This window comes from Epibacterium sp. ABV4_022, assembly GCF_056159345.1.
The window spans coordinates 1681846-1706502 of the sequence record NZ_JBSWVA010000001.1; the positions used below are offsets into that span (position 1 = coordinate 1681846).

The following is a 24657-nucleotide window of genomic DNA, read 5'->3' on the forward strand; positions in this document are numbered from 1 at the left end:
AAGAAAAAGGACCGAGTATGCAAGAGCCTCTCAATTCCTCCTACCCCGTACTGCCGCTGCGCGACATCGTGGTCTTTCCCCACATGATCGTGCCGCTGTTTGTGGGCCGGGAGAAGTCGGTACATGCCCTCGAAGAAGTCATGTCCGATGACAAGCAGATTCTCTTGTCCAGCCAGATCGACCCGTCCGAGGACGATCCGGATCAGGATGGTATCTACCGCACTGGCGTGCTGGCCAATGTGCTGCAACTGCTGAAGCTGCCCGATGGCACCGTAAAGGTGCTGGTCGAAGGCCACCAGCGGGTGAAGATCACCGAGTTTCTGGACAACGACACGTTCTTTGAGGCCCGCGCCGAGGCGCTGTCGGAAATGCCCGGCGATGTGACCACCACCGAGGCACTGCTGCGCACCGTCGGTGATGAGTTCGAGCGCTATGCCAAGGTGCGCAAGAACATCCCCGAAGAGGCGCTGACCGCCGTTGGCGAAACAACCGAGCCTGCCAAACTGGCGGACCTCGTCGCCGGGCACCTCGGCATCGAGGTGGACCGCAAGCAGGAGCTGCTGGAAACCCTGCCGGTCAGCGAGCGGCTGGAGAAGGTCTATGCGCTGATGCAGTCCGAACTGTCGGTGCTGCAGGTCGAGAAAAAGATCAAGACCCGCGTCAAGTCGCAGATGGAGAAGACCCAGCGCGAGTACTATCTGAATGAGCAGATGAAGGCCATTCAGAAGGAGCTGGGCGACGGCGAGGATGGCGCTGGCGAAATTGCCGAGCTGGAAGAAAAGATCGAAGGCACGAAGCTGTCGAAAGAGGCCCGTGAAAAGGCCGATGCCGAGATCAAGAAGCTCAAGAACATGTCGCCGATGTCGGCCGAAGCCACGGTTGTGCGCAACTACCTCGACTGGATGCTGTCGATCCCGTGGGGCACCAAATCCCGCGTCAAAAAGGATCTGGGCCGCGCGCAGGACATTCTCGATACCGATCACTACGGTCTGGAGAAGGTCAAGGAACGCATCGTCGAATATCTCGCGGTGCAGCAGCGGTCGAAGAAACTCAAGGGGCCGATCCTCTGCCTCGTGGGGCCTCCGGGCGTGGGCAAGACCTCGCTGGGCAAATCCGTGGCCAAGGCGACGGGCCGCGAGTTCATCCGAATTTCTCTGGGTGGCGTGCGCGACGAGTCCGAGATCCGTGGTCACCGCCGGACCTACATTGGCTCGATGCCGGGCAAGATCATCCAGGCGCTGAAAAAGGCCAAGACCACGAACCCGCTGATCCTGCTCGATGAGATCGACAAGATGGGGCAGGACTTCCGTGGTGATCCGGCCTCGGCGATGCTCGAAGTGCTTGATCCGGAACAGAACGGCACCTTTGTGGACCACTATCTGGAGGTTGAATATGACCTCTCGAACGTGATGTTCCTGACCACCTCGAACAGCTACAACATGCCGGGTCCGCTTCTGGACCGGATGGAGATCATTCCGCTGTCGGGCTACACCGAGGACGAAAAGCGCGAGATCGCCAAGCAGCACCTGATTTCCAAACAGGTGAAGAACCACGGCCTGAAGGCGAAGGAGTTCGAACTGACCGACGAGGCGCTGACCGAGATCATCCGCACCTACACCCGCGAGGCAGGCGTGCGGAACCTCGAACGCGAGATCGCCAAGGTGGCCCGCAAGGCGCTGACCTCCATCGTGAAGAAAGAGACCGAGAGCGTGAAAGTCACGCCCGACAATCTCGACGATTTCCTCGGCGTGGCGAAGTATCGCTACGGTCTGGCGGAGCTGGAGGATCAGGTCGGTGTGGTCACCGGGCTTGCCTATACCTCCGTCGGGGGGGAGCTGCTGTCCATCGAGGCGCTGCGCCTGCCGGGCAAGGGCCGGATGAAGACCACCGGCAAGCTGGGCGATGTGATGAAGGAGTCGATCGAGGCGGCAAGCTCTTATGTGCGCTCCGTCTCGCCGCGTCTGGGCATCAAGCCGCCGCGCTTTGACAAGTGGGACATCCACGTGCACGTCCCCGAAGGCGCGACGCCCAAGGATGGCCCCTCGGCGGGTCTGGCGATGGTGACCTCGATCGTATCGGTGCTGACGGGTATTCCCGTGCGCAAGGACATCGCCATGACCGGCGAGGTCACCCTGCGCGGCAATGCGCTGGCCATCGGTGGTCTGAAGGAAAAACTGCTCGCGGCGCTGCGTGGCGGCATCAAGACCGTTCTTATCCCCAAGGAGAACGAGAAAGATCTGCCGGAGATCCCGGACAATGTGAAAGAAGGGCTGGACATCATCCCGGTCGATCACGTCTCTGAGGTGCTGAAACACGCGCTGGTCCGCCAGCCCGAAGCCATCGAGTGGGACGAGGAGGCCGAAGAGGCCGCCGCCGCTGCCGCTGCGCTGAAAGGCGGAGACGACGCCAGCGGCGCCACGGCGCACTAAGCACCGTCGCGTATTGAGTGTGATGGAGGGCGTCCCGGTTCGGGGCGCCCTTTCTTTATGCAGGGCGTCGTTGGGTTGGGTGCGGTGCGATCCTTAGGTTTCGCGGTGTTGCACCAGATGGCGGCGCCGCCGGGAGGGCAGGCGGGTTTGATCCACGCGAGCCTGTCCCGCGCGTGATCCGGATGAAGTCTTCAGATCGGACCCCCTGCACCTTTGGTTGAGAGGTGATCTCTGGGGGCAAATCCCGGTCCGGAGGTGTCAACTCCGGTGCCATGTCGCGACATCCGGCAGTCTGCCACACAGAGATGAACGCGCGCCGATCAGGGCGCGCGCTCTACTGGCAACAGGATGCGAGGCTCTGCCTCGCGCTCCGAGATATTTATAAAAAGCTGAAGGGGGCGGTCGGCCTGTTGCCCGCTGATGGGGTTATTCGGCCGCCTGCGGCGCTGCCATCATCCGGTCCACGGTGTTGATCGCGACCGTGTCGGGGCTGACGTCCTTGGCCTGCGCGTCCGCGAGGATCTGGCGCAAGGTCTGATCGAGCGCGGCGAGCTTGTCGTCGACGAACTGCGCGCGGTCGGAGATTTTCAGGATTTCGGTGGCCACGTTGATGATGCCGCCGCCATTGGCCACGAAGTCGGGTGCATAGAGAATGCCGCGATCATGCAGCGCCTTGGCATCCGCGGGGGTGGCCAGCTGGTTGTTGGCGCCGCCGGCGACGATGGCGGTTTTGAGCTGTGGGATGGTCTCGGCGTTGAGAATGCCGCCGATGGCGCAGGGGGCAAAGATGTCCGCCTCGACCCCGTAGATGTCATCCAGCGCCACCGGGCGGGCACCAAAGGCCTGCACCGCGGCGGTGACACGCACCGGATCCACATCGGTTACGATCAGCTTTGCGCCCGCCTGATGCAGCAAGCCGGCCAGATGCCAGCCGACATGCCCGAGGCCCTGCAGGCTGACGGTGCAGCCGCTCAGGTCGCCGCTGCCGTGGCGGGCGGCCCAGGTGGAACAGATGGCGTTGAAAATCCCGCGCGCGGTGACCGGAGAGGGGTCGCCGCTGGCAAATTCGCCTTCCGGCAGGCCCGCGACATGGCGGGTTTCCGTGCCGATCACCGCCATGTCCTCCGGGGTCATGCCCATGTCCTCGGCGGTGATGTAGCGCCCGTCCAGGCGTTCGATCGCCCGGCCGAAGGCGCGCAGCAGTTCGGGTGTTTTCTGGGTGGCGGGATCGGCGATGATCACCGCCTTGCCGCCGCCCAGCGGCAGGCCGGCAGCGGCGTTCTTGTAGGTCATGCCCAGGGACAGCCGCGAGACGTCCTCCAGCGCGGCTTCGAAACTGTCGTAGGGGCGCATGCGCAGCCCCCCGGCGGCCGGGCCCAGTTGGGTGGAATGAATGGCAATCAGGCCAAGAAGCCCGCTGTCGGGGTCTTCGACCCGGTGAATGGCGTCATGGGTGTCGCTGGGAATCAAGTTCATGGCTGCTCCTCCTACTGGGGGAAGTGTAGCCCGGGGGCCATGCAGAAAAACTCCAATTGCCGCTGGTTTGCGGGTAGTGTTTGGAGGAATCCTCTATTCATATGGCTTTGATTGGTGAAAATCGTGGATAATCTGGATCGAAAGATCATTTCTGCATTGCAGCGCGACGGGCGTATGACCATGGCGGAGCTGTCGGAGGTGGTGGGGCTGTCGCCGACGCCCTGCGCGCGGCGGGTGGCCAACCTGGAGAAGTCCGGGGTGATTTCCGGCTATGGCGCCCGGGTTGATCAGACCCGGCTGGGGTTGCCGGTGACGATCTTTGTGGCGGTCGAGCTGGAACGGCAGTCCCGCGATGCCTTGCAGAGGTTCGAGGCGGCGGTGCGGCAGTTCGATCAGGTCATGGAGTGCTATCTGATGACCGGCACGCGGGATATTCTGTTGCGGGTGGTGGCGGCCAGTCTCAGCGATTTTGACGATTTCCTGGAAAACCGCCTGATGTGCGTGCCGGGCATTCGCAATACGCGCTCCAGCTTTACCCTGCGCACGATGGTCCAGCGCAGCGCGCTGCCGGATCGGGGCGTGCGCGGGTGATCCCGCTGCCGGTTTCGGGGCGTGGCGGGGCATGATCTTGAAATGCCCGGATTTTGTTACTGTGCCGGGAACGGATGGGCTCTGCGCTTGCAACCCGGTGGCACCTGCCCCTAGGCTTGCCCCATAGCGTGCGACTGGCGGGTTGCGATCAGGGGCCGGCCACAGGCCCCGGCCCGCCAGCGCAGCCGGAGATGTAACGAGCAGAAGGACCACAGGCCCCATGACACGTTCGAAATCCCCCGCAACAGCCACAACAGGCACGACACCCCCCGGCGATCCGCAGCCGACAGAGGCGCATCTGACGCCCGGGCAGCGTCCGGCGCCCTCGGACCCGAAGGAGACACCGGCGGCGGGGAATGATCCCGCAGCAGCGGGTGCTTCGGTGACGCTCGAGCTGCGCAAGAAGGAGCTGATCGAGCAGGCCGTGGAGCGCAGCGGGGTCAAGAAACGCGACGCCAAACCGGTGATCGAGGCCATGCTGGCGCTGCTGGGCGAGGCGATCGGCGCCGAGCGGCCCCTGAACCTGGAGCCAATGGGCAAGCTGCGGGTGACCCGTATCAAGGACAATCCCAACGGGCGCGTGCATGTCTGCAAGCTGCGCCGCAAACGGATCCAGCCGGAAAAACCCGATACGGCGGAAAAAACTGCATCAGACCCTCTTGCAGAGGCAGATCGCTCGGGATAAAAGCCGTCCTCACGGGTGATTAGCTCAGTGGTAGAGCGCTTCGTTCACATCGAAGATGTCAGGAGTTCAAATCTCTTATCACCCACCATCTTACCTCTTGAAAATAATGAGATTTATCTAATCTCCGCACTGACATACAAAGTGTTCCTTGGTCGTGTGAACCTAGCGGTGCGCTTTGAGGTTCATAAAGTCCAGAACATTTACGGCGTCGGTCATGTGTTCCGGCAGGTAGCGACCGTAGGTCGAGAACGTGATTGCTGTGTTGCTGTGACCTAAAACTTGGCTCACTTTTTCCAACGGCACACCACTGGCCAGCATCGTTACCGCCGCCGTGTGCCGCAGATCGTGGATCCGAACATGCCCGATCTTTGACCTGGTCACCGCACCTTGAAACCCCTTGCGGATCGACTTGATCTGTCCGCCGGCATATTCGACGACATGTTCTGAGAGGGCGGCTCGATACGCCACATCCAGCGCAGCGCGGGTGCTTGGGTTCATCGGCACGACGGCGCGGCCTTTCCTGGTCTTGGAATCTTCGAGCCTCAGATTGATGGTGCCCCGCTCAAAATCGACCCGGTCCCATGTGAGATCCAGGACAGCGCCAACCCTCCCTGCGGTGCCGAGAAGCAGGATGAGAGCGAGCCTGATGTGGGGTTCAATTGCACCATCGATCAATGCGCGGGCTTCACCAGCTGACAGGATGCGCTTGTCGGTCAGGGGTTTGGCAGGGCGCCATATCTTCGGCGCAGTTTCGATCATCCTGGTGTCGCAGGCGAATTTCAGAGCTGACCGAAGGTGGCCGAGTTCGGTGTGGACGGTGCCCTGGCTCTTGCCTGCTGCGCGGCGCAGCGCCTCGTATTCGATGCAGGTCTTTTTCTCCACGTTGTCGGGGCGCAGGTGTCCGAAGTGGGGCAGAATTGCTTTCCCGGTCCACTTCATCGTCTCAGCCGTGGGCTTGCCCTCGAGGTCTTCCCGGTAGGCTTCCCAAATTTGCGCAATGGTCGGGTTCTGGGGGCGGATCGAGAATGTAGCAGCGCGATAGACCTCTATCGCCTCGGATTCTGCTTCCTTTCTGGTGCGTGCCTCAAGTTTACGACGCACTCGCTTTCCGTCGGGCCCCGTCCAGTAGACGCACAAGCCGCCGCGCAGTCTTCCAATGTTGACGTCTGGCATTCGAATTCCTCTACTTCTTTTTGTGGAATGCGGATCATGCGACCGATGCGGAATCCACGCAACTCGCCTCGTTTCACCATTTGCCGGACGGTTTCGCCCGAGCAGCCCCAGCGTTCGCCGAGCTGGTCGGGAGTGAATGGCTTGGGTTGCATGTCAGGCATCTCTTTTCTCCCGTTTCAGTGTGAGGGGCGTCATGCTGCACCTCGCTCGACTCTCGCCTGTCCAGTGTCCGCCTCGTCGCCCCATTGGCGCGCGGCGGCGTTCATCTTGCCTTCGAAGGAGCGACTGCGCAGGCGGGTGCGCTCGGGCCCCGGCGGCATGCGGTGCACGCGGTTCCAGCGCTTCCATTCGGCGGAGAGCCGTTCCGGTTCCGGCAGGCGATTTGTCTCGCGCAGCGGCGACAGCCCGTCCAGATACCAGCCCGTTGCTTTGTAGGCCGGATCACCAAACTGGAACGGTTGCACGATGCTGGGTGCGGGTAGATCTGCCGGCATGCGGTCGCGGGCGAGGTCATTCATTTCCGGGTTTTCAATAGCCCGGCACGGGATGGGCGCTTGCCAGCAAGCGGTGAAGATGCTGACGCCCAGCTCAAACTCGGCTTTGAGATCCGCCCAGCTCCGCCCCTTCGGTAGCAGCTTTGGTGGTGTCCATTTGCCGGGGCCTGACATCCAGCGGCGACCGGACCGGCAAAGGCGGGTGCAGGGCGGGTGCATCACCGCCAGCAGATCCCAGCCCTCGGACAGGATGCCGTCGCGCACGTCACAAATAATGTGCCGGTTTGTCCGATCCTCGGCGGGTTCGATATCGCAGGACCAGACGTCATGGCCGAGGGCCAGAAGAGCGCGGCGCATGATGCCGCTGGTTTCGCAGGCGACCAGTGCTTTAGCCATTGAAGCCACCTTGCACCAAAGTTGGCGCGGGAGGTTGACCGTTGTAGGGGCAATCCGGACGGCCATCGCTGGCGCGGCGGGGGATGCGCGTGGAGGCGGTCTTGATCCAATGGCTCAGGGCGCTTTGGCGGGATGTGCCGGTGCATTGAATGTCCATCAGATCGACCAGCCAAAGCGCCTCGTCGTGGGTCCATGCATCTGACATGGGCGCAGTCAGGCATCCGCCGAGATCCGCGAATTGCTCGGACCTCTGGTGCATCGGCGTCGCCTTGAGCGTCTCCGTCGCGGCATAGAGCGCGAGAGTGTTGATCTCGGCGGATGATGCGCGGGCGGTGGGCAACTTGGAGGATTGATCCGCCCGCGCCAGATCCGCACCGCGGGAGCGGTGCGAAACCTCGGGACAATCGGCGGCGCGCAATCCTCCAACGCGCCGCGTGTGTTCATTGGTCTCAGAGGGGCGGGGCCCTCGGGATGCGTCCGCCATGGATGCGGAAGCGTGAGAGATAGGGTTTGTCATTGCGGGTGCGCCTCGCCTTACGCCGCATGGGGGCCGTGTGGGGTGATCTGGCGATCCGCCATGACGCGGCGGACCTTTTGGCCGACGCGGTCGAGAACCTGCTCGGTCGGCTCTGGCGTCGGCGCCGGGCGCTCGACCAGGTGCGCAGCCCGCAGGCGCGCCGGGTCAAAGCCCTGGCCGCGCGCGGCCTTCAGCGTTGCCCAGGCAGTTGTGAAGAGGTGCGGGCTGTCGAGGTGTTCCTCGGGCGAGCCTGCGATCTGCTGCGCGTTCAGCAGCACGGTTTCAAGTCTATCTTGCATTCAATCCTCCATCGGTTGATGGGTTTAGGTAGATACGGATATTTCGTATTAGTCAACACATAAATACGAAAATATCGCATATCAATTAGCCATCATGATCTTGCTCTGTTTGTGCAAATGAGTACAAAAGGAGAACAAAAACGGGAATCGAATGTTATACAGGCTAGTCGCTAAGCTGCTCCTGCCGCTTGGAGTGAATTTGAATTGGGTTTTCGCGCCGTTGGTTTGGTGGCGCGTCAGTCGAAGTGCTTCACTATCTCTTGAAGAACGTCGCCGGGAAGCCGAGCAGGGTCTCCACCGAGAATGAAGTTGTAGTCTACTTGGAAGGCACCAAGAAAATAGGTCATCAGGCGCACTGAGGGTGAGCCTGATTGCTCCTGAGAGCGGAAGGTTGTGTACTTGATGCCGGCTTTCGCGGCGAGTTCCTTTTGGGACAGCCCAGTCATTCTGCGAGCCGCTACCAGGCGCTTATGAATGGCTTCCGGTGAGGTGTCGCCGCGAAGGCATCGTTTTTCTATCTCTAGGTAATCCATGCCTATGTACTCGCTGAAGTACGGAAATTTCGCACCAATAAACGAATGCATCATTGTAAGTGCGAAAATATCGTATTATTGGTGCGTGTATGGATACTCGTGACTTCATCACCGCCCTTGGCGGATACCGCTCTGTTGCGTCCCATCTCGGAAAGGGTGCGACCACCGTGCATACCCACATGCAAGCGGGCAAGCTGCCAGCCGCATGGTATGATGCACTTTGCCGTTTGGCTGGACAAAAAGGCGTCGCGATGCCCCCGCGCAGCCTCTTCACCTTCCTCGCCCTTGGCGAAGGTCAACTCAGAGATACAAAGGACGCAGCCGCATGAACCGCCCGCGTCTAACCCTGATTGTGAACAATGATCTGCCATGCGGCCAGCCTGGCACGTCAGCTGACCAAGCGTCTTGGTCAAATCAGTTGGACCCTCATGCGCTGAAGGTCAGCGCGCCTGACCTTTGGTCGGCCTATTTCCACGCGCGGTTTCACAGCCCGCGCGAAGTGGCGCTGTTTTGCGATGTCTCGTTTCAGACCGCGCTCAACTGGTGGGGCGCGGTGACAGCGCCCGCCAGCCATACCGCTTTGCTGATGATCCTCACCGATCCCGGCGCGGCGGCGTTCTTCCAGGATCAATTGGCGAGGGCCGCATGATGGCACAGAATTCCTCACCCCGGATCGAGCGGATTGCCTATCAGATCTGGTGGCTGATCCAGGACAGTGCCGGCGAATGCACCCTGCAAGATATGGCGGAGTTTACCGGCGCCTCAATGCGCACCTGCACCCAGATCTGCCGCCATCGCGGCTGGGCCGGGGCCTATCGCAAGATGGTGCAGAGACCCGCGGCGGAGAGCGGTCCGCGGATGATCGAGGCGCTGGATGGTGAGCTGTCCGCTCTGTTCGGGGAGGCGGCGTGATGTTGAATGCAGCAGGTTTGCAGCCGGTCTCGACCGATGATTTGCCGGAATATCCGCTGGGGTCCGAGGATCGGCTCGACAGCCATTACTTCATGGCCTGGGAACGGCGGCGCTGGCTCAATTCGGACATGCGCCTCAAGGGCACACCGGAGTGCCGGGCGCTCTTTTTTGATCTGATCAATATCTCTTACGATCAGACGCCGGTCGGCACCGTGCCGCAGGATCTGGAAATTCTGGCAAAGCTCTTGCTGGTGGATCCGGTGCACTTTCGGGCGTTGTGCAAGCTGGACTACGGTCCGCTGCACAAATGGACGCCCTGCATCTGCGAGGGCGGCGAGGTGCGGCTGATGCACCCGATGGTGCTGCGCACGCTGACGGAGGCGCTGTCACGCAAGGAGGACAACCGCGCCAAGCATGAGGCGGCCAATGCCGCCAAGCGCTTGCAGCGGCTGCGCTCGACCGTGGCGGGCTATCATGCGGAGCTTGCCAAGAATGACGCCGCCATCCGTTGGATGGATGAATGGCTTGTCCAGGAGGGCTGCGAATACCGCAACACCACCTGGGTCGAACGCGCCATGCAGTCCTGGTCGACACATATGTTTGACCTCGGGCAGGCGCGTTCCGGAACTCACAGAACATTGTCCTGACACTGTCCAACACTGTCCGGCGGACAGTTCAAGACAGTCTCGGACAGTCTCGGACTGTCCTGCACGACAGGGATAGAGACAGAGACATAACAAAACAGAAGGACAGTCGCCGGACACATTGGCGTCGGCGGCTGTGGATAACTCGGATTTGCTGAGAAAAGAGGTGCAGACATGGATGCAAAGGAACAGGCCGCCGGTGAGGCGCGGGTGCAGGAGGTGTTGATCACGCCGCTGGAGGCGCTGGGGCTGGCGCGGCCCTCGACGCTGACCAAGGCGCAGTTTGCGGTGATGCTGGGCGAGCTGCGCCAGAAGCTGGCGTATATGACACCGGCGAGCCTCGCGGTGCTGCGGGATTGGGTTGAGGCGCATCCCGGCGGCAAGGACAAGGATCGGTTTCCGATTGGGCTCAAGATCCTGAACAAGGCGCGCGAGATCCAGCCGCCGGAGAGCGGGCCATCGCCGCTGATGCTCAAGGTATTCGGGCATGCACTGGGGCAGGAAGCTCTGGCCGGAGGCTGGGCGCCTGAGCTGCTGCGCTATTTGAGGGGCGCGCGGGAATGGCCGGGACGCTACACCGTCACCCAGATCCGCAATGAGGCGGATGGCGCGGTGCGCCGGATGGCGGACATCGAAATGCGGGCAGGGCGCGGGGATCACCTGTCGGCCGAGGATGAGAATTTCCGAGCGCGCCGGTCTGAAGCGCTGCAGAAATGCCGGGAGATCGCAGATCAGGCGCAGCGGGGTGCAGCAGCATGAGCGAGCATGTTGTGATTGTTGCACCCGATGGCGTGGCGGATCTGACCCCGATGGCAAAGTTTATGGCGGCGCGCCAACGGCGCCTAAAGGCAGAGGCGGATCGCATCCAGGCGGTGAAGGCGCGGGGGCAGGTGCCAGAGGTCTGCGGCGATGCCATCCCCGAAGCACCGGCCCGGGGAGCGATCCGCGTGTTCCAGCCGATGAGCCTGTTTCCCGATGGTGAAAGCGACTGGAAAGCCCGCCCCTCTGGCTACCGTGGCCGGTCAGCCATGCAGCGGGCGGATGTGTTCGACGTGATGGCAGCCAAGGCGGCCAGCAACGGCAAGCCCGCGCCTTTCACCCGCGCGCAGGTGGCCGCAGGGCGGTATTATCGGGATCTGGTCGAACGCCACGCCTGCGCCGGCGTGCGCTGCTCCTCTGTCGAGGCCATCCGCAGCGGCGGTGGGGGTGGCAGTGGCAGCTTCATTGATGCGGTGCTGCGGGATCGCGAAGAGATCGAGCGCATCCAAAGACGTATCGGAACGGGCACTGCCATGGCCGTGCGCAAGATCCGCCCGTCCAAGCGGGGTTCGCGGGTGAACATCACGGATCGGCGGCTGGTGGATATGGTGTGCCTAGAGGACAAGCCGATCAGCGCGGTCCTGCGGGCACATGGGTGGAGTGTCCGGGGGCAGACGTCCGGTGCATTACGGCAGGCTTTGGCCGAGGCGTTTGGGCGGATGGTTTGGTGATGACTTTGGTCTGCCAATCGCACATCGCATGAACTTGAGGCGGGGTATTCATCCTTGACGTGTGTCGTCAATTGTGGATAGGTCTGCGTTGGAAGCTAGCGCCTCGCCCGCCAAGATAGCAATTTGTGAGGGCGCGATGTTTGGAAGCTTCATTTATTCATTTAAAGACAAGATTGCTTACAGCTCATGGTCTGGTGGATCAGGCGGTGGGTCTGGGACTGAAGATGATCCATATGACCTTGGTACGATAACTGTAAGCCCGGGTGATGGCGGAGATGGATGGCCGGATGATGATCATGGTGACGGTTCTTCAAGCGGTGGCAGCAATTCAACCCCTCCCGAACCAGAAACGTCCGTTGAAATCGTAGGTGTGAATTTTGTAGAAACTGCGATCATTTCAGGCAGTGGTTCTCCTAGCATCAGTGGGCCAGTGACTCTGCTCATTGCGGAAGAGTACATCATTGAATATGGAGCAGAACTTGGAGAAGCATTTAGTATTCAAGACAGTTTCGTACATGCTTTAGGCATGAGTGATGCAACTGCTGCAGAGGTCAGAGCACATGTCGAAACGATTCAAGGAGCTGGCAAGCCAGGCGCGCCGGTATCAGTTTGGGATTTTGCAATCCATGAGCAAATTGAATTGCGTCCAGGTGTTTTTGAAGAGATCGAGAATGCAAATCAAATTACGGAAGAGCATTTGAAAGCTCTTGAACTCGTCGAGCAAGGATACTCAATAGCTGAAGCTCAGATGATCGCAAATGGAACCGCTGTAGATGAATTTGTGTTCACCGATGCTGCTGGTAACTACGCAGAAGCCGATATCATAAATAATGATCCAAATGTCGCAGTAGCCTCCGGGATTACGGTTCATGAGACCACAACAATAATATCTGGAGATGAAGTTTCCACGGTGAATGGTTTGTTAGTTATTGACCCTGTTCTCGATGGTCTTCCAAACTTCGCGTTACCGGCCCGTATCGGAATGGATCCCTACGATGCCACAGACACTTTGGTTTTCTCAAATTGGGGCGAGCCACCCGTGCAAACACCTCATGCATATAGCATGAGCTTTGAAGTTGACGCTGCTCTTACTGGGGGCGACGGGCTTGAAGCTTTTGAAGCGGCTCTCAACAACCGACCTACACCGGATAACAGTCAAGGTGCATCCATAAACGGAACCGTTAACGACGTTGGGGCGTTAGACCCATTCACGCCTGATTGGCTCGTTGAAAACCTAGTGTACAGTTTCCGTGTGCCGAACAGTAGTCCAAACCAAACCGATTATTTCATAAACTACACCCGCTCTGAACACCATCAAGCCTCAGATGGGATAGTGGTTCACTATGCTGAGCTCGATGATGATGGAGCAATAACGCACAATGTATATGGCGAAGGTGACGCGTTCCTGCAGAATACTGGATTCGAACTTGTGGATGAGTTTGTGGCAAACAGAACACATGAAGTATGGGAGGGCGTTTCTACTCAGCTTGGTCTCGACGCGCTTGAGTTGTGAGCATGGCAACACCTAGTTCGAAATATAGGATAGTATGGGTGATCGTCCTTGTCGCAATATGTACGTGGCAAGTGGTTTTTTGGTTTGCGGCATTTTATTGGCCACGAACCAATCTGCCTGCATACGCTTTTGGGGCATTCGCTTTCCTCGTGGTTTTGTTTGCCTACACTTCACGGGGGATTTTTCTAGTTTTAGCGACACTGGGCGCTGTGGCCTTCTTTTACGTTTTCTATTTCATTTTAGAGCCGTCTGGGTACAGCACACCTTCTTGGGTTTACATTTCTCAGGTAGCCTCTGTTGCTGCCTCAGTTCTTTGCTCGCACTTTCGAAATTTGGACGAGAAGTCCTATGATTAATGTTTGTCAGTCTATTCACATGATGGGGCGATTGATTTTTTTGGGGCTCATTTTTTTATGGGTGCCAAGTCAATCTCACTCAGGAGTTTCAAAGGAAACTTACGATAGAGTTGTAGAAGTTCATCGGTATTACTTTCAAATGAGGGAGTTGGGTGAATACGAAATTGCTTACGGTTTGCTTGCCGAGCGACAAAAAGGGAATGTATCTCCGGAGGAGTTCTCAAACCATTGGAAAGCTGTGCGTGAAAAGTTTGGCGCCCTCACCCATCTGAGTAACACCAAAGTCACATGGTACAGAAACCCAAAAGGTGCCCCAGAAGGTCTTTATGCGGCAATAGATTTTCGCGCGAGTTTTGAGCGCCTCCCGATCTATTGCGGTTTCTTGGTTTGGTCTATCGATGAAGGGTACAAAATTCAGCGAGAAGAAATGAATTTTTTGGAGAACAAATCCGAACGACCAATGACGAACGAAGACAAGAATAGGGCTTACCGCGAGCTATCCTGTCAGTAGCTCACAGCTCAGGCTCTTTGCTCCCTCCCCACATCCTTCTTGACGCCAAAGTCACCGGCGTGCCACTAGATATGCATCATCGATAACTGCGCCCACGGGAAACCGGCGGGCGCTTTTGCGTTCCGGGGGTATGGTATGACGGCACGGAGCGAGTATCACCATTTGTACAACCTGTCGGCGTGGCGGCGTCGGCTGCGGCCTCAGCATCTGGCGCGGGAGCCGCTGTGCCGGGCGTGCCTGCGGCGGGGGATCGTCAATGACGGCACCCTGATGGCGTCCGGATCTCGACAGGGGAACCCAAAGCGCTGCCGCCTGGTGGTGGATCATGTGATCCCGCATCGAGGTGATCCGGCGCTGTTTCTGGATCCGGGCAATCTGCAGACGCTGTGCCCGGATGATCATGATCAGAACAAGCAACGGCTGGAGGCGCGCGGGTACTCGCAAGAGCGCGGCGCGGATGGCTGGCCGGTGGATCCACAGCACCCCGCCAACCGCTGACGCAGCGGAGCGAATGCCCCGGGGGGAGGGTCCGAAGGAATTCCAGATGCGCTGGCAACCGGAGGGGGAGCCTTTGTGTGTGCAAAGTGGAAATTGAATAGAAAAAGCCACATGAACAAGGAGTTGATCGGGATATGCGAGGGCGCAGACCGGCAGAGGGAAAAGTTGTGGCCCTCGCAGAAGAGGGCGCACCGCTTCACAATCTGGAAGAGCGGGCGCGGATGCGTCTGGAGGAAATCCGGCCCGAGGGGCTGTCCGGCGAGCTGCGCTGGACCTTTGACCGGCTGGCGCTGCCGCTGTGCCACCCGACGGTGGATCGGCTCAAGCCCAGCAATGTGATGATGTTCAAACAGCTCTGCAAAGCGGTGCTGCGGTTTGAACGTCTGGAGCTGGAGCTCGAGGAGACCGGCGAGACCTATCAAAGCGAGACGCGCAACGGGGGGGCAGATCAAGGCGCGGCCCGAGGTGGCGCAGCTCAATGAGACCTTCCGCCAGATCCGCGGGCTGGCCAATGACTTTGGCATGACGCCGGCGGCGGAGCGGGGTCTGTCGGGGGCAGGGCAGATGGGGTTCAGTTTTGCCGACCCCGAAGGCCCCGAGAGCTATCTGACGTGAGCGCATCCCCGGACCGGGTCTCGGCCAGCGAGGATCCGGTGACAGCCTGGGCGCAAGCAGTGCAGGCTGGCGAGGTTGTTGCCGGGCCCTATGTGCGGGCGGCGGATCGGCATCTGCACGATCTGGCGGCGGTCCCACGCTGCACGAGCAATGGAAAGAGCAGACCATCGCCGCAGGTGCAGCCTCCGACCACCATGGAACGGCTAGGAGCGGCCGCAATGCTACCGCACAGGACGTGCTGTGCGGGCGAACGCAGACATTGTGACCAAGGTCCGCAGAAGGCTTTCATCCATCCACTCCCACTCCCACTTCCGCCGACGCCAAGAACGCGCCCCCACGATCTTTCAGAAGACCTCGCTGAGTGAATGCAAGCAGATCTTCCATCTGGTATCGGGGACGAATTCACCGTAGCTCTTGACTGCTTCTGCTCTGGCAAATCAAGGATCGGGATGTGGAATTGCCTATGAAGCGTCAGCATCTGCTATTAGAGTTGTTCCTCTTCGCCATTCGATACAGGTTTCAAGATAGCTTCGACTATCGGCTGTTAAGCGATTGATGCCTACCAGGCGCGAAAGGTCGCGAGCCGGATCGTCACTTTCATCGAGCGCCGCGGCATTGGCGTCGTAAAGCCAGGCAACTTCGGCACGTGAGATGTCGCGGATGCCGCGTGTCAGATCAGTCTGGAACGGCACACGGTTTGAGTGGCCGCCCTTGCTCCAGGCGAACTCGACGCCATTCTCTTCGTGAATATCGATGCGCGTCAAGGCTGCGCCTACCTGGTCAACGATACGTCGGCCAGTGCGTTGCCACCCGTGTTGTTGGGCAACACGCCGCGAAAGGAGCGTCACCGGAAGTGGCCCTTCAGTTCTGACGATGTCCTCAATCAAACGCTCAAGACGCGGGATGTAGGTCGGCTCGTAGAATTGCTCCGGGTCCGGGATAAGGTCGTCATATTGCATGATGGCGGCTACGTCTGTTTCATCATATTCCGGTGCAGCCACTCCAGCAACGAGAGGCTCCTTCCGATATTCGGACTCACGCATGCCTGGGGCCGGCAGCGGCTCCATGTTCGAAGTCGACGTTGCCTTGTCGGCTGCAAAACCCTGATCGTCGGGTTGGAAATCACTGGCTGGCAAAACCTCTTCTGACGATATGGTTCGAGCGGAGTCCTCTTCCACACGCCTTTCCCTATCTGCCTCCAAATGCTCAGTCAGCGCCTCGTGGATGCGCTCCACGACGGCTTTTGGGTTCTTGAACCAATCGGTCGACCAGATGCGCAAGATCTTCCAACCGAGGTTTTCCAGAACGGCTTGCCGGACCTTGTCCCGGTCTCGTGCCGTGGCAGAGCCGTGATAAGTCGCCCCGTCGCATTCGATCCCTGCAAGGTAGACGCCTGCATGATCCGGATGCACGACGCCCAAGTCGATGCGGAAGCCGGAGACGCCGATTTGTGGTCGCAGCTCCCACCCCTTCGCCTCGATGGCCGCCTTGATCGCCGCCTCAAAGGCATTCTCCACTGGGCCGAGTGAGCCGTCGTCTTGCGAGGGCAGTGCGACCGGCCCGCGCGCCGCGAAGTCGAGGAAGCCCTTGAGGTGTTTGACGCCAAGCGCCTTCGTGCGGGTCAAATCGATCTGATCCGCGCGGATCGAGGCGAAGATGTGCAACTCCTGCCGGGCGCGGGTGATCGCCACGTTCAGCCGCTTTTCGCCGCCATCGCCGTTGAGCGCACCAAATGCCATGGACAGCTTGCCCGCGTGATCCGGGCCGAAGGTGATCGAGAAAAGCATGACATCGCGTTCATCCCCTTGGATGTTTTCCAGATTCTTAACGATAACGGGTTCTTCGCGATCATCTTCGAAGAACCATTCCAGATCGGGATTCTTGCGGCGTTCTTCGTCCAGCAGGTCGAGGATCAGCCCTTGTTGCTCACCGTTAAAAGTGATGACGCCGAGCGTGAGGCGCTCTTCTTCGGGCAAGGCGAGCCATTCCGTCAGGCGTCGCACGACCATAAGTGTGATGGCGCGGGCTTCGTCCTCGTTGGTGCGGCTCATACCACGGGCGTAGGTGCCATTGATCTGGTGCAACTGCACCGCCTGAGATTCCGTAGTGGGAGAGGGGAAAGTCACCAGTCTTCCGCCATAGTAATGCCAATTGGAGAATGCGATGAGGGATTCATCCCGGCTGCGGTAGTGCCAGTCGAGTTGCTGGGTCGGGATGCCAGCGGCGGCCACCTCGTCAAGGATCGAGGCAAGGTCTTTTTCGCTTTCCGGCAGGTCCTCGTCGGTGTCCTCGGTGCGGCCAAAGAAGTTGGTCGGGGGCAGCTGCTTGGGATCACCGACGATGATGGCCTGCCGTCCCCGCGCAATGGCCCCGATCGCGTCCCAGGTCGTAATCTGGGAGGCCTCGTCGAATATCACCACGTCAAAAGCGGCTTGCCCGGCTGGCAGGTATTGCGCGACAGACAGAGGCGACATCAACACGCACGGCGCGAGTTTGGTGAAGGTAGCCGGCATCTCTGAGATCAGCGTTCGGATCGGCATGCTGGGACGTTGCAGGCCAAGCTGGTGGCGCAGGGTTCCCAACTCGGATTTGCGGGCCACGCCATCGCGGGCTGGCAGTCCGTGCCGGATGCGGTGAAGAACTTGCTCTGCCGCCATCTCGGTAGCGCGATCATCGAGGGCGCGGAACTTGGTGACCGCGTCCTCGTGTGACCAATGGGAAAAGCCCCGCAGCACGGGTTCTGCGTCCATGGCTTGCGGCAGCCACCACTGAGCGTAGGCCGTGGTGAGCGCTTCTTCCGCCGAGCCAGCCAGAGTTCGAGCTTCGATCGCTTCGACGAGGGAGGTCAAACCCGCCGCGCAGGCTTGATTGCGCGCATTCATCCAGCGCGTCCAATCCTCCAACGCCTCGCGGTTTTCCAGCGTCTGATCAAGGAGCTGGGCGAGGTCATCGAGGGCATGCTGTGTCGGGTCGGTTTCGGCGGTGTCCCGGAACGCATCCGCCTGCGTTGCCCAGCTTTGATAAAGCACGCGGAAACGATCGAGTGCTGCTCGCAGGTCGCCAGCCTCGCGGCGGGCCAGTGCGGCTTTGGCCTCCGTCCATCGCGAGTGATCCGAAACCTGTTGTGCCAGCGGCTCGGTGACCGCTCGGAATTGCCGCGCTTCGGCAATGAACTGCGTCAATCGGGCAGGGTCCGTCGCAACCTTGTCGAAAGCGGGACAACCGGACAATGCGATGGTGTCGATGTCGTCGTTGATCCGCTGCAAGGCATCTAGACCGGCAATGTCCGTTGCCGGATCGGCCTTGCCGTCCGTGGCGTAGGTCTGGAGAAGCTTCCGCACGGCGGATTTGGCGAAGATCGAGAATGGCCAGGACTTTGTCTGGGCCCGCCGCCAGTCGGCGTCCATCTGGACGAGCGGCATCGCACCCAGCCGATCCAGAGGATAGCTTGCTGACAGCGCCCCGGCAGCGTCCCGATGCGCGTTCAGCAGTGGGCCAAGTCGTTCGCTCTCTTCCTCCGCTTTCGATAAGTCCGCATCCAGGCCCCAGCTGACATCGGACCCGTTGGTCGGCCATCCGGCGAGCGCCACCAGTTTTTCGAGCCGGTCCCGGGTCAGCACCTCATCGGTCAACCCGCACAGCGCAGACAGGGCGGCACCGCCCTTAGCTAGGTCACGGGAGACTGTGCGCAAATTCTCGGCCCGCTTTAACAGCTCCGCCTGCCAGCCAAAGGACCACTCCTCAGCTCCGACAAGCGGCAGGCCGGGGCGGCCTTGGACAATCTGATGGCACCTCCCGACCGCCTCGGCCAAGTTGCTCAAATGCGCATAGCTCTCGGCATCGTGGGCATCCTTGTTGTCGAAGGACAGGCTAAAGGGCACCTCGGCGCGAGCAGCGCAGCCACGGCGTCGTAGACGCTGAAGCCCTGCGTTCCCTTGCGGTGTAAGGCAGCCACGTATTCGTTCAGCTGAGTGCGCGTGACCGAGAGGTCATCGGTAACTCGTATCCATTCGGCCTCGGACACCTCGCCCTGCCGGTCCCAGCTGCGCCCAAGTTGGTCAAGCACGGACTTTCGGTCCGCCTTGTTGGAATGTAGCTCCAGCACTGCATCGCCCAGACCGTGCGCCGATAGACGGCGATGAACCACGTCCAGCGCAGCGGACTTCTCGGCAACGAAAAGCACTGTCTTGCCCACTGCAAGGCACTGCGAAATGATGTTGGCGATAGTCTGGCTCTTTCCTGTACCGGGAGGGCCGATCAGGACAAAGTCGTGCCCCTCTTGTGCGGCAAGCACTGCCGACAACTGCGACGAATCCGCAGGCAACGGCGTGAAGAGATCACGTGGCGCCACTCGTCGATCCACATCCGCGGCAGAAGGAAGCGCAGCCGCGCCTTCGGCAAGGAACGGTTCGGTGGGATTGTCGACGAGGTGCTGTACCAAGGCATTGTTTCGCAGGCTGTCCGTCCGGTCGACCAAGTCTTTCCACATCAGGAACTTGGCAAAGGAGAAGGTGGACATGGCCAGTTCTTCCACCACCTCGAACCCGGCTACGTCGCGCACTTTGCGTCGCATGATTTCGAAGATCAGCGGCAGGTCGTAACCGCTGTCATCACGCGGCAACTCACCCTCAAGTTCCGGGATGTGCAGGTCAAAGTCGCGCTTGAGGAATTCGAGCAAAGTCGCGTTCAAGCGAACATCATCTTCGTGATGCTCGATGATAAAATCGGATTGGGCTGAGCGGCGCGATATCTTGACGGGGATCAGCAGCAAAGGTGCGCGGTAGCTGCGCGTATCGGCTTCGGTCTTCTTCCAGCGCAGAAAACCTGCCGCCAGGAACAACGTATTGGTGCCGCCTTCCTGCATGTCGCTCTTGGCCTTGCGAAACAGTGCGAGGAGGCGGTTGTTCGTATCCTTTCCCGTCAGCGGAACTGCCACTTGTCCCTTGGCGAAGGCATCAAGCGCGACCTCTTCGAGCAGCTGCGGCTCTTCCTTGTTGAGCAGGTCACGTTGTCCAACTGGGTCTTCGTCCTTGAGTGCGAGGGCTTTGAATTTCTTGCCGTCGGCCAGTTGATCTTCAAGGCTCGACACGTCGGGGCAGATGAACGGGATTGTCTGCTTGGTACCGCGGAAGTTCAGCAGGCGGTTGCGCAGAGAGAGGTCGAGCAGCTTGCGCTGCCAACGGGAGATACGATCCTGCGGCGTTTTGGGCTCTTCATCCACCAGATCGCCCGGCAGGAAATCGAAGGCCAACGGTTTTGGCAGGGCTGGCGGCGCGGCCTCGATCTGCTCAGAATCCTGAGTTGTTTCAGTGCAGTGAGAGGCGAGAGGCCGAATACGCGCCACGCGGGCCCGGCGAATGTCGACAGCCAGCTGGAACGTGTGTTCGTTGCGCTCCGCCGTCAAATCTCGACCCACGCTGACCGCCTCTTCAAAGCCGATGGTTGGCCTTTTAGTCAGAAGCGTGGTTTCCATGGTGACAAACTCGCGGGCGTCGATGGCCTTGCGCACAGTCATCACGTCGGGTTCCGTCACTTGACCGAAATCGCGCTCCGTAAGCCATACCCCCGTCCAGGCGTGACCCTCGGAAAACAGAACCGCCGGGTTCAGCCCCGCAGCCTCGAAACACGCTGCCAGCAGCAAGGCGCTGTCCAGGCAGGTGGCCAGCCCTTCGGACTTGATGCGGGCAGGGCTGCGTACCTTCTGGCCGCGGGTCTCGAAAGACGCTGGCGGATAGGCATAGGTCAGCCCGAGCGCAGTGGTCGCGGACCAGATCGCTCCCGCCAGCATCCACGCCCGTCCCGGGTCTTTAGAGTGGTAGCCGTCGATTGCGCCACTTTGCCCACTACGCTCCAGCAAGAGACCCGCTTCCTTCAGGATCGCGGCAATCACGGCATCGTTGGGCGAGACATAAGCGGCCAGCAGATGCGCCATGTCACCGATCCCGCCCCACTCATCGCGGGCCAGCATTTCAACCCGGCGTTCTTCGCGAAACAACTCGGTGTCATTGGCGGACACCGTCAAGGCCATTTGGCCAAATTCCGCCTCATTCAGCCCGGAAAGAAGCGTGTCGTTCAAAGGAGTTTCGAGGCCTGACAGGTTCCGTTCTTCGCCGGCGGCGAGCCGATCCAGCGTCCAGGTTTTCGGTTTGATGATGGAGGGGCTGCTCTCGATGGAAATAGTGAGGTTTTCCAGCGGCTCTTCTGTTCCATTGATCAAGGTAATCTTGCGCAGGATCGAAACGCCGTTCTGAGCAGAGGAGAAATTGACCTTATCCGCCGTTGAGAACGCAACCCTAAGGTTCTGGCTTTCCGCGATTGTAACTCCCTGATCAATGACTTCTGACATAATGCAACCCTTGGCGAATTTATATCGATGCTGCACACGTACCGCTGCGTGTCAATCCGTAGTGAACGAGCGGATCATGACGTTGGATTGGCATCGGCCACTTTCCGTGAGGACCTTGCATTGGCCGCTTAGCGCCACTTCGCTACATGCTGCGCATGCGAAGGCCTCCACTTGACCGACGGCAGCTGTGGGCTCAAAGCCGACTTGCGGCGCTGCGGCAGTCGGGGCGCAGCGAATCCGCGCCTCGTCCCCGTCGCCAGATGACGCCTTCCAGCCCGAAGCAGACATGGTGCTCGACCTGGTTCGGCGCCCCATCTCTTAGCAGGTAGGGCGGGATGCGGACTTTCGCTGCAGAAGATAAAACAAGCGATCAAACCATCGAAAACGGACATTAAGGTGGTCGTTTCGCGACAGGGTTGTGAAACCTGAGCTTCAAGCACTTTCACTGTGTTCTTGCAAATAGGAACTTTCGTAAAATCGCCCCGATCGAACAGTATTCTCATCGAGTTCTATCCTAAGTCCCGACGATATCCATTCGCACCGCCAACGAAATGCGGTCTGGACGATCATCAATGCCACTACGCACCATGAGCCTGCGAACATTGTTGTGATAGATGCCTCCCGCGGGAGCCAAGTATTGAAAGCGCCCCGCCAAGCCAGCACTTGCATTGTCACCAAACTGGCGCTCCACATCGTCGGCGACGCGATCAAACTCATGGATCAGCTTGCCCTCTGGAAGCGGTGCATCTGCCGCTAACAGGCCGTCATTCAGCATTTCAATCCATTTACGATGCTCTTGCAGTTTGCCATCCGCCAGCATCGCATCGGCACCCAACAAATCCTCGCAAACGGGTACCGCAGTTTCGGAGATATGATCCATCACCTTGGGTGCGCGTGAGCGTACGATGCCTGCATCACGGTGACTTGAACCCTGAAGCTCTCCCCAGCGGTGATGGCTATCGGTCACAATAAAGGCTCCTGTTGCCTGCGAGATCATCAGCATCAGCTCGAAATTTGGTGCCATCTGAAGAGGCGTGAGTTGCCCCCCGCGATCGCCGCCATCGAAGATGCCATCCCGTAGCAGCACCAGCGGGTTCTCTTCGCGCATTTGTTCCAGATGTTTCAGATAATACTGCACGTATTCTTCAGGGGCGTTCGGGTCTGCCCGCCGCGCCATGCTCTCCTGCGAGGCTTTCGGTAGCATGCATAGCGTCTGCTGAAAATCCTGTTCATGAAGACTCATCATCATCTCGGCGTCGCGCTCAAAGGTGCGCATACCTGCCGAGCGCTGTTGTGCAAGCTCCATGACTTCGCGTTGCAGAATGGGATCAACCGACGAGGGGTCGGGGAACAGATTGACTTGCCCGCTCTCGATCAATGGAAAGATCTGGAAAAAGAAAAGTAAATTCTTGAGCGTCTGAATGAGGTAGGCATGCGGGTTTTCGACAGGCGAGAATCTCGGATTGACCTGATTGGGACTGATGAATGGATTCTGCACCATAACATCACCAAAATACAGGCAGGCATTCGATACTATGAACGGCGTGGTGCGCGGATCGAGAATGCCAGCGTATAGCGCACGTGTGTTACCGTCCGGCTTTGGTAATAGCTCGAAAAGGTCGGTGTCCAACGGCCATGTGTAGCCGTAGAGTTCATGAATTCTCTTTACTTTGTCTTCGTCGAGCTCGCGGCGGACGTCGTTCCAGTCCTTGCCTGCGTCCAATCCCAGGATCGCGTTGACAGCGCGGAAAAATCCGAGGTTGCGCTCACGAATACTCAGAACCTTCCAACTCGTCCGCTTTGATCTCGGCTTGTACTTGCAGCATTTTTTGTACTTCTTGCCCGATCCGCACCCGCAAGGGTCGTTTACTCCCAGATCAGATTCCTTGACATCCTTTTTCAGAAAATCTGCGGATTTGGTCTTGCGGCCATACGCATCCTGGTAGTCAACGCTTCCATCCTCGTAGCCAATGAATGTTTCGCCTCCGAAGCTCCAAAGCTCGTTATTGGGTGGTAGTAGCACCTGGCGGATGTCCTGCCACGTCCCTTCCACCGCCTTTTCAGGCCAAAGCCAATCTCGATTGCCTGCCGCGATAAACCTATTCGCGCGGGACTTCAGGATATGGTTGATCGCTATGACCTCCGCGTCACAGAGCGTGCGCGTCTTAATGAATTTGTCCGTTCGGACCAAGGAGTGTCGTACCTGACGCGCATGTGTGCGCTTTTCCAGCGGATCGGCCAAATCCGGTTCTTGTGCGTATTCTAAATTGGTCAGGATCAAGCACTGATCTTGATCCAATGGGAAAAGTGTTTGGCTGGCTTTCAGCGCAATCGACGGATCATTCGGATAAGCGCAGAGCGGGTGATCCGGCGGGCAGGCATGGTTATAGATCGTGACCGGGTGATCGGTCAGAATGAATTTTACCCCTGCCTCGCGCGCGGAGACGATTTCGCGCACCCCCTCGCTCCAAAGCGTGCAGTTGATCGTGCGGATGCCTTGCATCTCCTTCATCAGGGCATTCTGGTCTAAGGACGGATACCTGGCACTGATCCACTCTAGACCTTTTGGCGTCCGAAACTTTTGAGCATCTAGGTAGATAAAGAAACTCTCGAAATTTTCGTGCCATGCAGAAATATCGTTTCCTAGAAACGCCCGAATAGCATTTGATCCTCTAGTATCAATCTCGCCGAAGAGCTTTTGTTCGATCTCGTCATCCACATGTTCGCCGAAAAAGGTGCTGTAGAGATCGGTCTGGTAGAAGCATTGAGAGGGGTAGCTTTCGAACAGGTCGCGGTGATGCTTAATGCGCCCGTCCGGGAGAGGGATTTCGTCAGGCGACATGTTCAAATAGTGGAGCTTTGCTCTGCCGCTCGAAAGAAAGCCCTTTTGATGCCAGATCGGCACATAGTGATTATCTCTTGTGATGCCCTTCTTGCTCATGGTGAAACTCGTTTCTTCTGCCGAGAGCCCAGTCTGCTCAGGGCGAGGTAGTTGTCTATGTTGGCGGACTTTCCTTCAGGCAGTCAACATCTGGTGATTGGTCGTAACTTCCGGATTACTGCAATTTTTGCGCTTGCAGCGAAATTCCAATTCGACGGGCCGCGCCGCGGCATCGGTAGTATGTGTTGGAGGTCGGGTCTGAGCCGACCCGTGGGGAAAGCGCCTGGGGCTAATCACT

Annotated in this window: 23 protein-coding genes and 1 tRNA gene; 14 read left to right on the forward strand and 10 right to left on the reverse strand. The window is 59.2% G+C overall.

From position 1 onward, the window contains the following. Nucleotides 1-17: 17 nt before the first annotated feature. Complete coding sequence (gene lon / locus ACXAF5_RS07995) at nt 18-2429, forward strand: endopeptidase La (RefSeq protein WP_474946190.1); 2412 nt, start codon at nt 18-20, stop codon at nt 2427-2429. A 426-nt stretch (nt 2430-2855) separates the two neighbouring features. Here lon and ACXAF5_RS08000 read toward each other — a convergent pair whose 3' ends face one another. Next, complete coding sequence (locus ACXAF5_RS08000; RefSeq protein WP_474946191.1) at nt 2856-3905, reverse strand: Glu/Leu/Phe/Val family dehydrogenase; 1050 nt, start codon at nt 3903-3905, stop codon at nt 2856-2858. Between the two features lie 123 nt (nt 3906-4028). Here ACXAF5_RS08000 and ACXAF5_RS08005 point away from each other — a divergent pair, with 123 nt between their 5' ends. The 3 genes from ACXAF5_RS08005 (at nt 4029) to ACXAF5_RS08015 (ending at nt 5269) form a co-directional block, all read left to right on the forward strand. Beyond that, nucleotides 4029-4496 carry an Lrp/AsnC family transcriptional regulator gene (locus ACXAF5_RS08005; RefSeq protein WP_474946192.1) on the forward strand — a complete coding sequence of 156 codons (468 nt, stop codon included), beginning with the start codon at nt 4029-4031 and terminating at the stop codon, nt 4494-4496. A 220-nt stretch (nt 4497-4716) separates the two neighbouring features. After that, entirely contained in the window at nt 4717-5181 is a 465-nt protein-coding gene (locus ACXAF5_RS08010) for an HU family DNA-binding protein (RefSeq protein ID WP_474946193.1), read from the forward strand. 13 nt (nt 5182-5194) lie between these two features. After that, a tRNA-Val gene (locus tag ACXAF5_RS08015) sits at nt 5195-5269 on the forward strand. 74 nt (nt 5270-5343) lie between these two features. Here the strand turns inward: ACXAF5_RS08015 and ACXAF5_RS08020 are convergent. The 6 genes from ACXAF5_RS08020 to ACXAF5_RS08045 form a co-directional block, all read right to left on the reverse strand. Beyond that, nucleotides 5344-6318, reverse strand: coding sequence for a tyrosine-type recombinase/integrase (locus ACXAF5_RS08020; RefSeq protein WP_474947816.1), 975 nt, complete (start codon nt 6316-6318; stop codon nt 5344-5346). Beyond that, a complete protein-coding gene (locus tag ACXAF5_RS08025) occupies nt 6228-6515 on the reverse strand; it encodes a helix-turn-helix domain-containing protein (protein WP_370645746.1) in 288 nt (95 codons plus the stop codon). Before ACXAF5_RS08025 ends, ACXAF5_RS08020 begins: the two co-directional genes overlap by 91 nt. Before the next feature lie 30 nt (nt 6516-6545). Further along, nucleotides 6546-7253, reverse strand: a complete 708-nt coding sequence (locus ACXAF5_RS08030; RefSeq protein WP_474946194.1) for a hypothetical protein — start codon at nt 7251-7253, stop codon at nt 6546-6548. Then, entirely contained in the window at nt 7237-7728 is a 492-nt protein-coding gene (locus ACXAF5_RS08035) for a hypothetical protein (protein ID WP_474946195.1), read from the reverse strand. Before ACXAF5_RS08035 ends, ACXAF5_RS08030 begins: the two co-directional genes overlap by 17 nt. Before the next feature lie 50 nt (nt 7729-7778). Next, nucleotides 7779-8060, reverse strand: coding sequence for a hypothetical protein (locus ACXAF5_RS08040; RefSeq protein ID WP_474946196.1), 282 nt, complete (start codon nt 8058-8060; stop codon nt 7779-7781). A 236-nt stretch (nt 8061-8296) separates the two neighbouring features. Next, nucleotides 8297-8647: a helix-turn-helix domain-containing protein gene (locus ACXAF5_RS08045; protein WP_474946197.1), complete on the reverse strand. Its 351-nt coding sequence runs from the start codon at nt 8645-8647 to the stop codon at nt 8297-8299. A gap of 271 nt (nt 8648-8918) precedes the next feature. On the opposite strand from ACXAF5_RS08045, the gene ACXAF5_RS08050 reads away from it, so the two are divergent. The 10 genes from ACXAF5_RS08050 to ACXAF5_RS08095 all read left to right on the forward strand — a co-directional run bounded on the left by ACXAF5_RS08050 (nt 8919) and on the right by ACXAF5_RS08095 (nt 15132). After that, nucleotides 8919-9242: a hypothetical protein gene (locus tag ACXAF5_RS08050; RefSeq protein ID WP_474946198.1), complete on the forward strand. Its 324-nt coding sequence runs from the start codon at nt 8919-8921 to the stop codon at nt 9240-9242. Then, nucleotides 9242-9505 (forward strand): hypothetical protein, encoded by a 264-nt coding sequence (locus tag ACXAF5_RS08055; RefSeq protein ID WP_412073252.1) that lies wholly within the window; start codon nt 9242-9244, stop codon nt 9503-9505. The genes ACXAF5_RS08050 and ACXAF5_RS08055 overlap by 1 nt, the downstream gene beginning before the upstream one ends. Further along, nucleotides 9505-10152 carry a hypothetical protein gene (locus ACXAF5_RS08060; RefSeq protein ID WP_474946199.1) on the forward strand — a complete coding sequence of 216 codons (648 nt, stop codon included), beginning with the start codon at nt 9505-9507 and terminating at the stop codon, nt 10150-10152. Before ACXAF5_RS08055 ends, ACXAF5_RS08060 begins: the two co-directional genes overlap by 1 nt. A gap of 171 nt (nt 10153-10323) precedes the next feature. Continuing rightward, nucleotides 10324-10908 carry a hypothetical protein gene (locus tag ACXAF5_RS08065; protein WP_474946200.1) on the forward strand — a complete coding sequence of 195 codons (585 nt, stop codon included), beginning with the start codon at nt 10324-10326 and terminating at the stop codon, nt 10906-10908. Continuing rightward, on the forward strand, nt 10905-11639 hold the full coding sequence (locus tag ACXAF5_RS08070) for a hypothetical protein (RefSeq protein WP_474946201.1): 735 nt from the start codon (nt 10905-10907) through the stop codon (nt 11637-11639). The genes ACXAF5_RS08065 and ACXAF5_RS08070 overlap by 4 nt, the downstream gene beginning before the upstream one ends. Before the next feature lie 136 nt (nt 11640-11775). Then, nucleotides 11776-13152 carry a hypothetical protein gene (locus tag ACXAF5_RS08075; protein ID WP_474946202.1) on the forward strand — a complete coding sequence of 459 codons (1377 nt, stop codon included), beginning with the start codon at nt 11776-11778 and terminating at the stop codon, nt 13150-13152. Between the two features lie 348 nt (nt 13153-13500). Then, nucleotides 13501-14019 (forward strand): DUF4019 domain-containing protein, encoded by a 519-nt coding sequence (locus tag ACXAF5_RS08080; RefSeq protein WP_474946203.1) that lies wholly within the window; start codon nt 13501-13503, stop codon nt 14017-14019. A gap of 135 nt (nt 14020-14154) precedes the next feature. Continuing rightward, a complete protein-coding gene (locus tag ACXAF5_RS08085) occupies nt 14155-14517 on the forward strand; it encodes an HNH endonuclease signature motif containing protein (RefSeq protein ID WP_474946204.1) in 363 nt (120 codons plus the stop codon). A 167-nt stretch (nt 14518-14684) separates the two neighbouring features. Then, on the forward strand, nt 14685-14999 hold the full coding sequence (locus tag ACXAF5_RS08090) for a hypothetical protein (protein ID WP_474946205.1): 315 nt from the start codon (nt 14685-14687) through the stop codon (nt 14997-14999). Beyond that, entirely contained in the window at nt 14983-15132 is a 150-nt protein-coding gene (locus ACXAF5_RS08095) for a hypothetical protein (RefSeq protein WP_474946206.1), read from the forward strand. Before ACXAF5_RS08090 ends, ACXAF5_RS08095 begins: the two co-directional genes overlap by 17 nt. A gap of 461 nt (nt 15133-15593) precedes the next feature. Here the strand turns inward: ACXAF5_RS08095 and ACXAF5_RS08100 are convergent, their stop codons facing one another. The 3 genes from ACXAF5_RS08100 to ACXAF5_RS08110 all read right to left on the reverse strand — a co-directional run bounded on the left by ACXAF5_RS08100 (nt 15594) and on the right by ACXAF5_RS08110 (nt 24419). Next, nucleotides 15594-19013: a DUF3320 domain-containing protein gene (locus ACXAF5_RS08100; RefSeq protein ID WP_474946207.1), complete on the reverse strand. Its 3420-nt coding sequence runs from the start codon at nt 19011-19013 to the stop codon at nt 15594-15596. Next, nucleotides 18950-21478, reverse strand: coding sequence for a DUF4011 domain-containing protein (locus ACXAF5_RS08105; RefSeq protein WP_474946208.1), 2529 nt, complete (start codon nt 21476-21478; stop codon nt 18950-18952). Before ACXAF5_RS08105 ends, ACXAF5_RS08100 begins: the two co-directional genes overlap by 64 nt. A gap of 514 nt (nt 21479-21992) precedes the next feature. After that, entirely contained in the window at nt 21993-24419 is a 2427-nt protein-coding gene (locus ACXAF5_RS08110) for an SEC-C metal-binding domain-containing protein (RefSeq protein WP_474946209.1), read from the reverse strand. Nucleotides 24420-24657 lie beyond the last annotated feature (238 nt).

Bases quoted from the DNA above. Each gene is read 5' to 3' on its own strand.
- lon (WP_474946190.1), top strand. From the start codon at position 18: ATGCAAGAGCCTCTCAATTCCTCCTACCCCGTACTGCCGCTGCGCGAC.
- ACXAF5_RS08000 (WP_474946191.1), bottom strand. From the start codon at position 3,905: ATGAACTTGATTCCCAGCGACACCCATGACGCCATTCACCGGGTCGAA.
- ACXAF5_RS08010 (WP_474946193.1), top strand. From the start codon at position 4,717: ATGACACGTTCGAAATCCCCCGCAACAGCCACAACAGGCACGACACCC.
- ACXAF5_RS08025 (WP_370645746.1), bottom strand. From the start codon at position 6,515: ATGCCTGACATGCAACCCAAGCCATTCACTCCCGACCAGCTCGGCGAA.
- ACXAF5_RS08035 (WP_474946195.1), bottom strand. From the start codon at position 7,728: ATGGCGGACGCATCCCGAGGGCCCCGCCCCTCTGAGACCAATGAACAC.
- ACXAF5_RS08040 (WP_474946196.1), bottom strand. From the start codon at position 8,060: ATGCAAGATAGACTTGAAACCGTGCTGCTGAACGCGCAGCAGATCGCA.
- ACXAF5_RS08045 (WP_474946197.1), bottom strand. From the start codon at position 8,647: ATGATGCATTCGTTTATTGGTGCGAAATTTCCGTACTTCAGCGAGTAC.
- ACXAF5_RS08050 (WP_474946198.1), top strand. From the start codon at position 8,919: ATGAACCGCCCGCGTCTAACCCTGATTGTGAACAATGATCTGCCATGC.
- ACXAF5_RS08055 (WP_412073252.1), top strand. From the start codon at position 9,242: ATGGCACAGAATTCCTCACCCCGGATCGAGCGGATTGCCTATCAGATC.
- ACXAF5_RS08060 (WP_474946199.1), top strand. From the start codon at position 9,505: ATGTTGAATGCAGCAGGTTTGCAGCCGGTCTCGACCGATGATTTGCCG.
- ACXAF5_RS08065 (WP_474946200.1), top strand. From the start codon at position 10,324: ATGGATGCAAAGGAACAGGCCGCCGGTGAGGCGCGGGTGCAGGAGGTG.
- ACXAF5_RS08070 (WP_474946201.1), top strand. From the start codon at position 10,905: ATGAGCGAGCATGTTGTGATTGTTGCACCCGATGGCGTGGCGGATCTG.
- ACXAF5_RS08075 (WP_474946202.1), top strand. From the start codon at position 11,776: ATGTTTGGAAGCTTCATTTATTCATTTAAAGACAAGATTGCTTACAGC.
- ACXAF5_RS08080 (WP_474946203.1), top strand. From the start codon at position 13,501: ATGATTAATGTTTGTCAGTCTATTCACATGATGGGGCGATTGATTTTT.
- ACXAF5_RS08085 (WP_474946204.1), top strand. From the start codon at position 14,155: ATGACGGCACGGAGCGAGTATCACCATTTGTACAACCTGTCGGCGTGG.
- ACXAF5_RS08105 (WP_474946208.1), bottom strand. From the start codon at position 21,478: ATGTCAGAAGTCATTGATCAGGGAGTTACAATCGCGGAAAGCCAGAAC.
- ACXAF5_RS08110 (WP_474946209.1), bottom strand. From the start codon at position 24,419: ATGAGCAAGAAGGGCATCACAAGAGATAATCACTATGTGCCGATCTGG.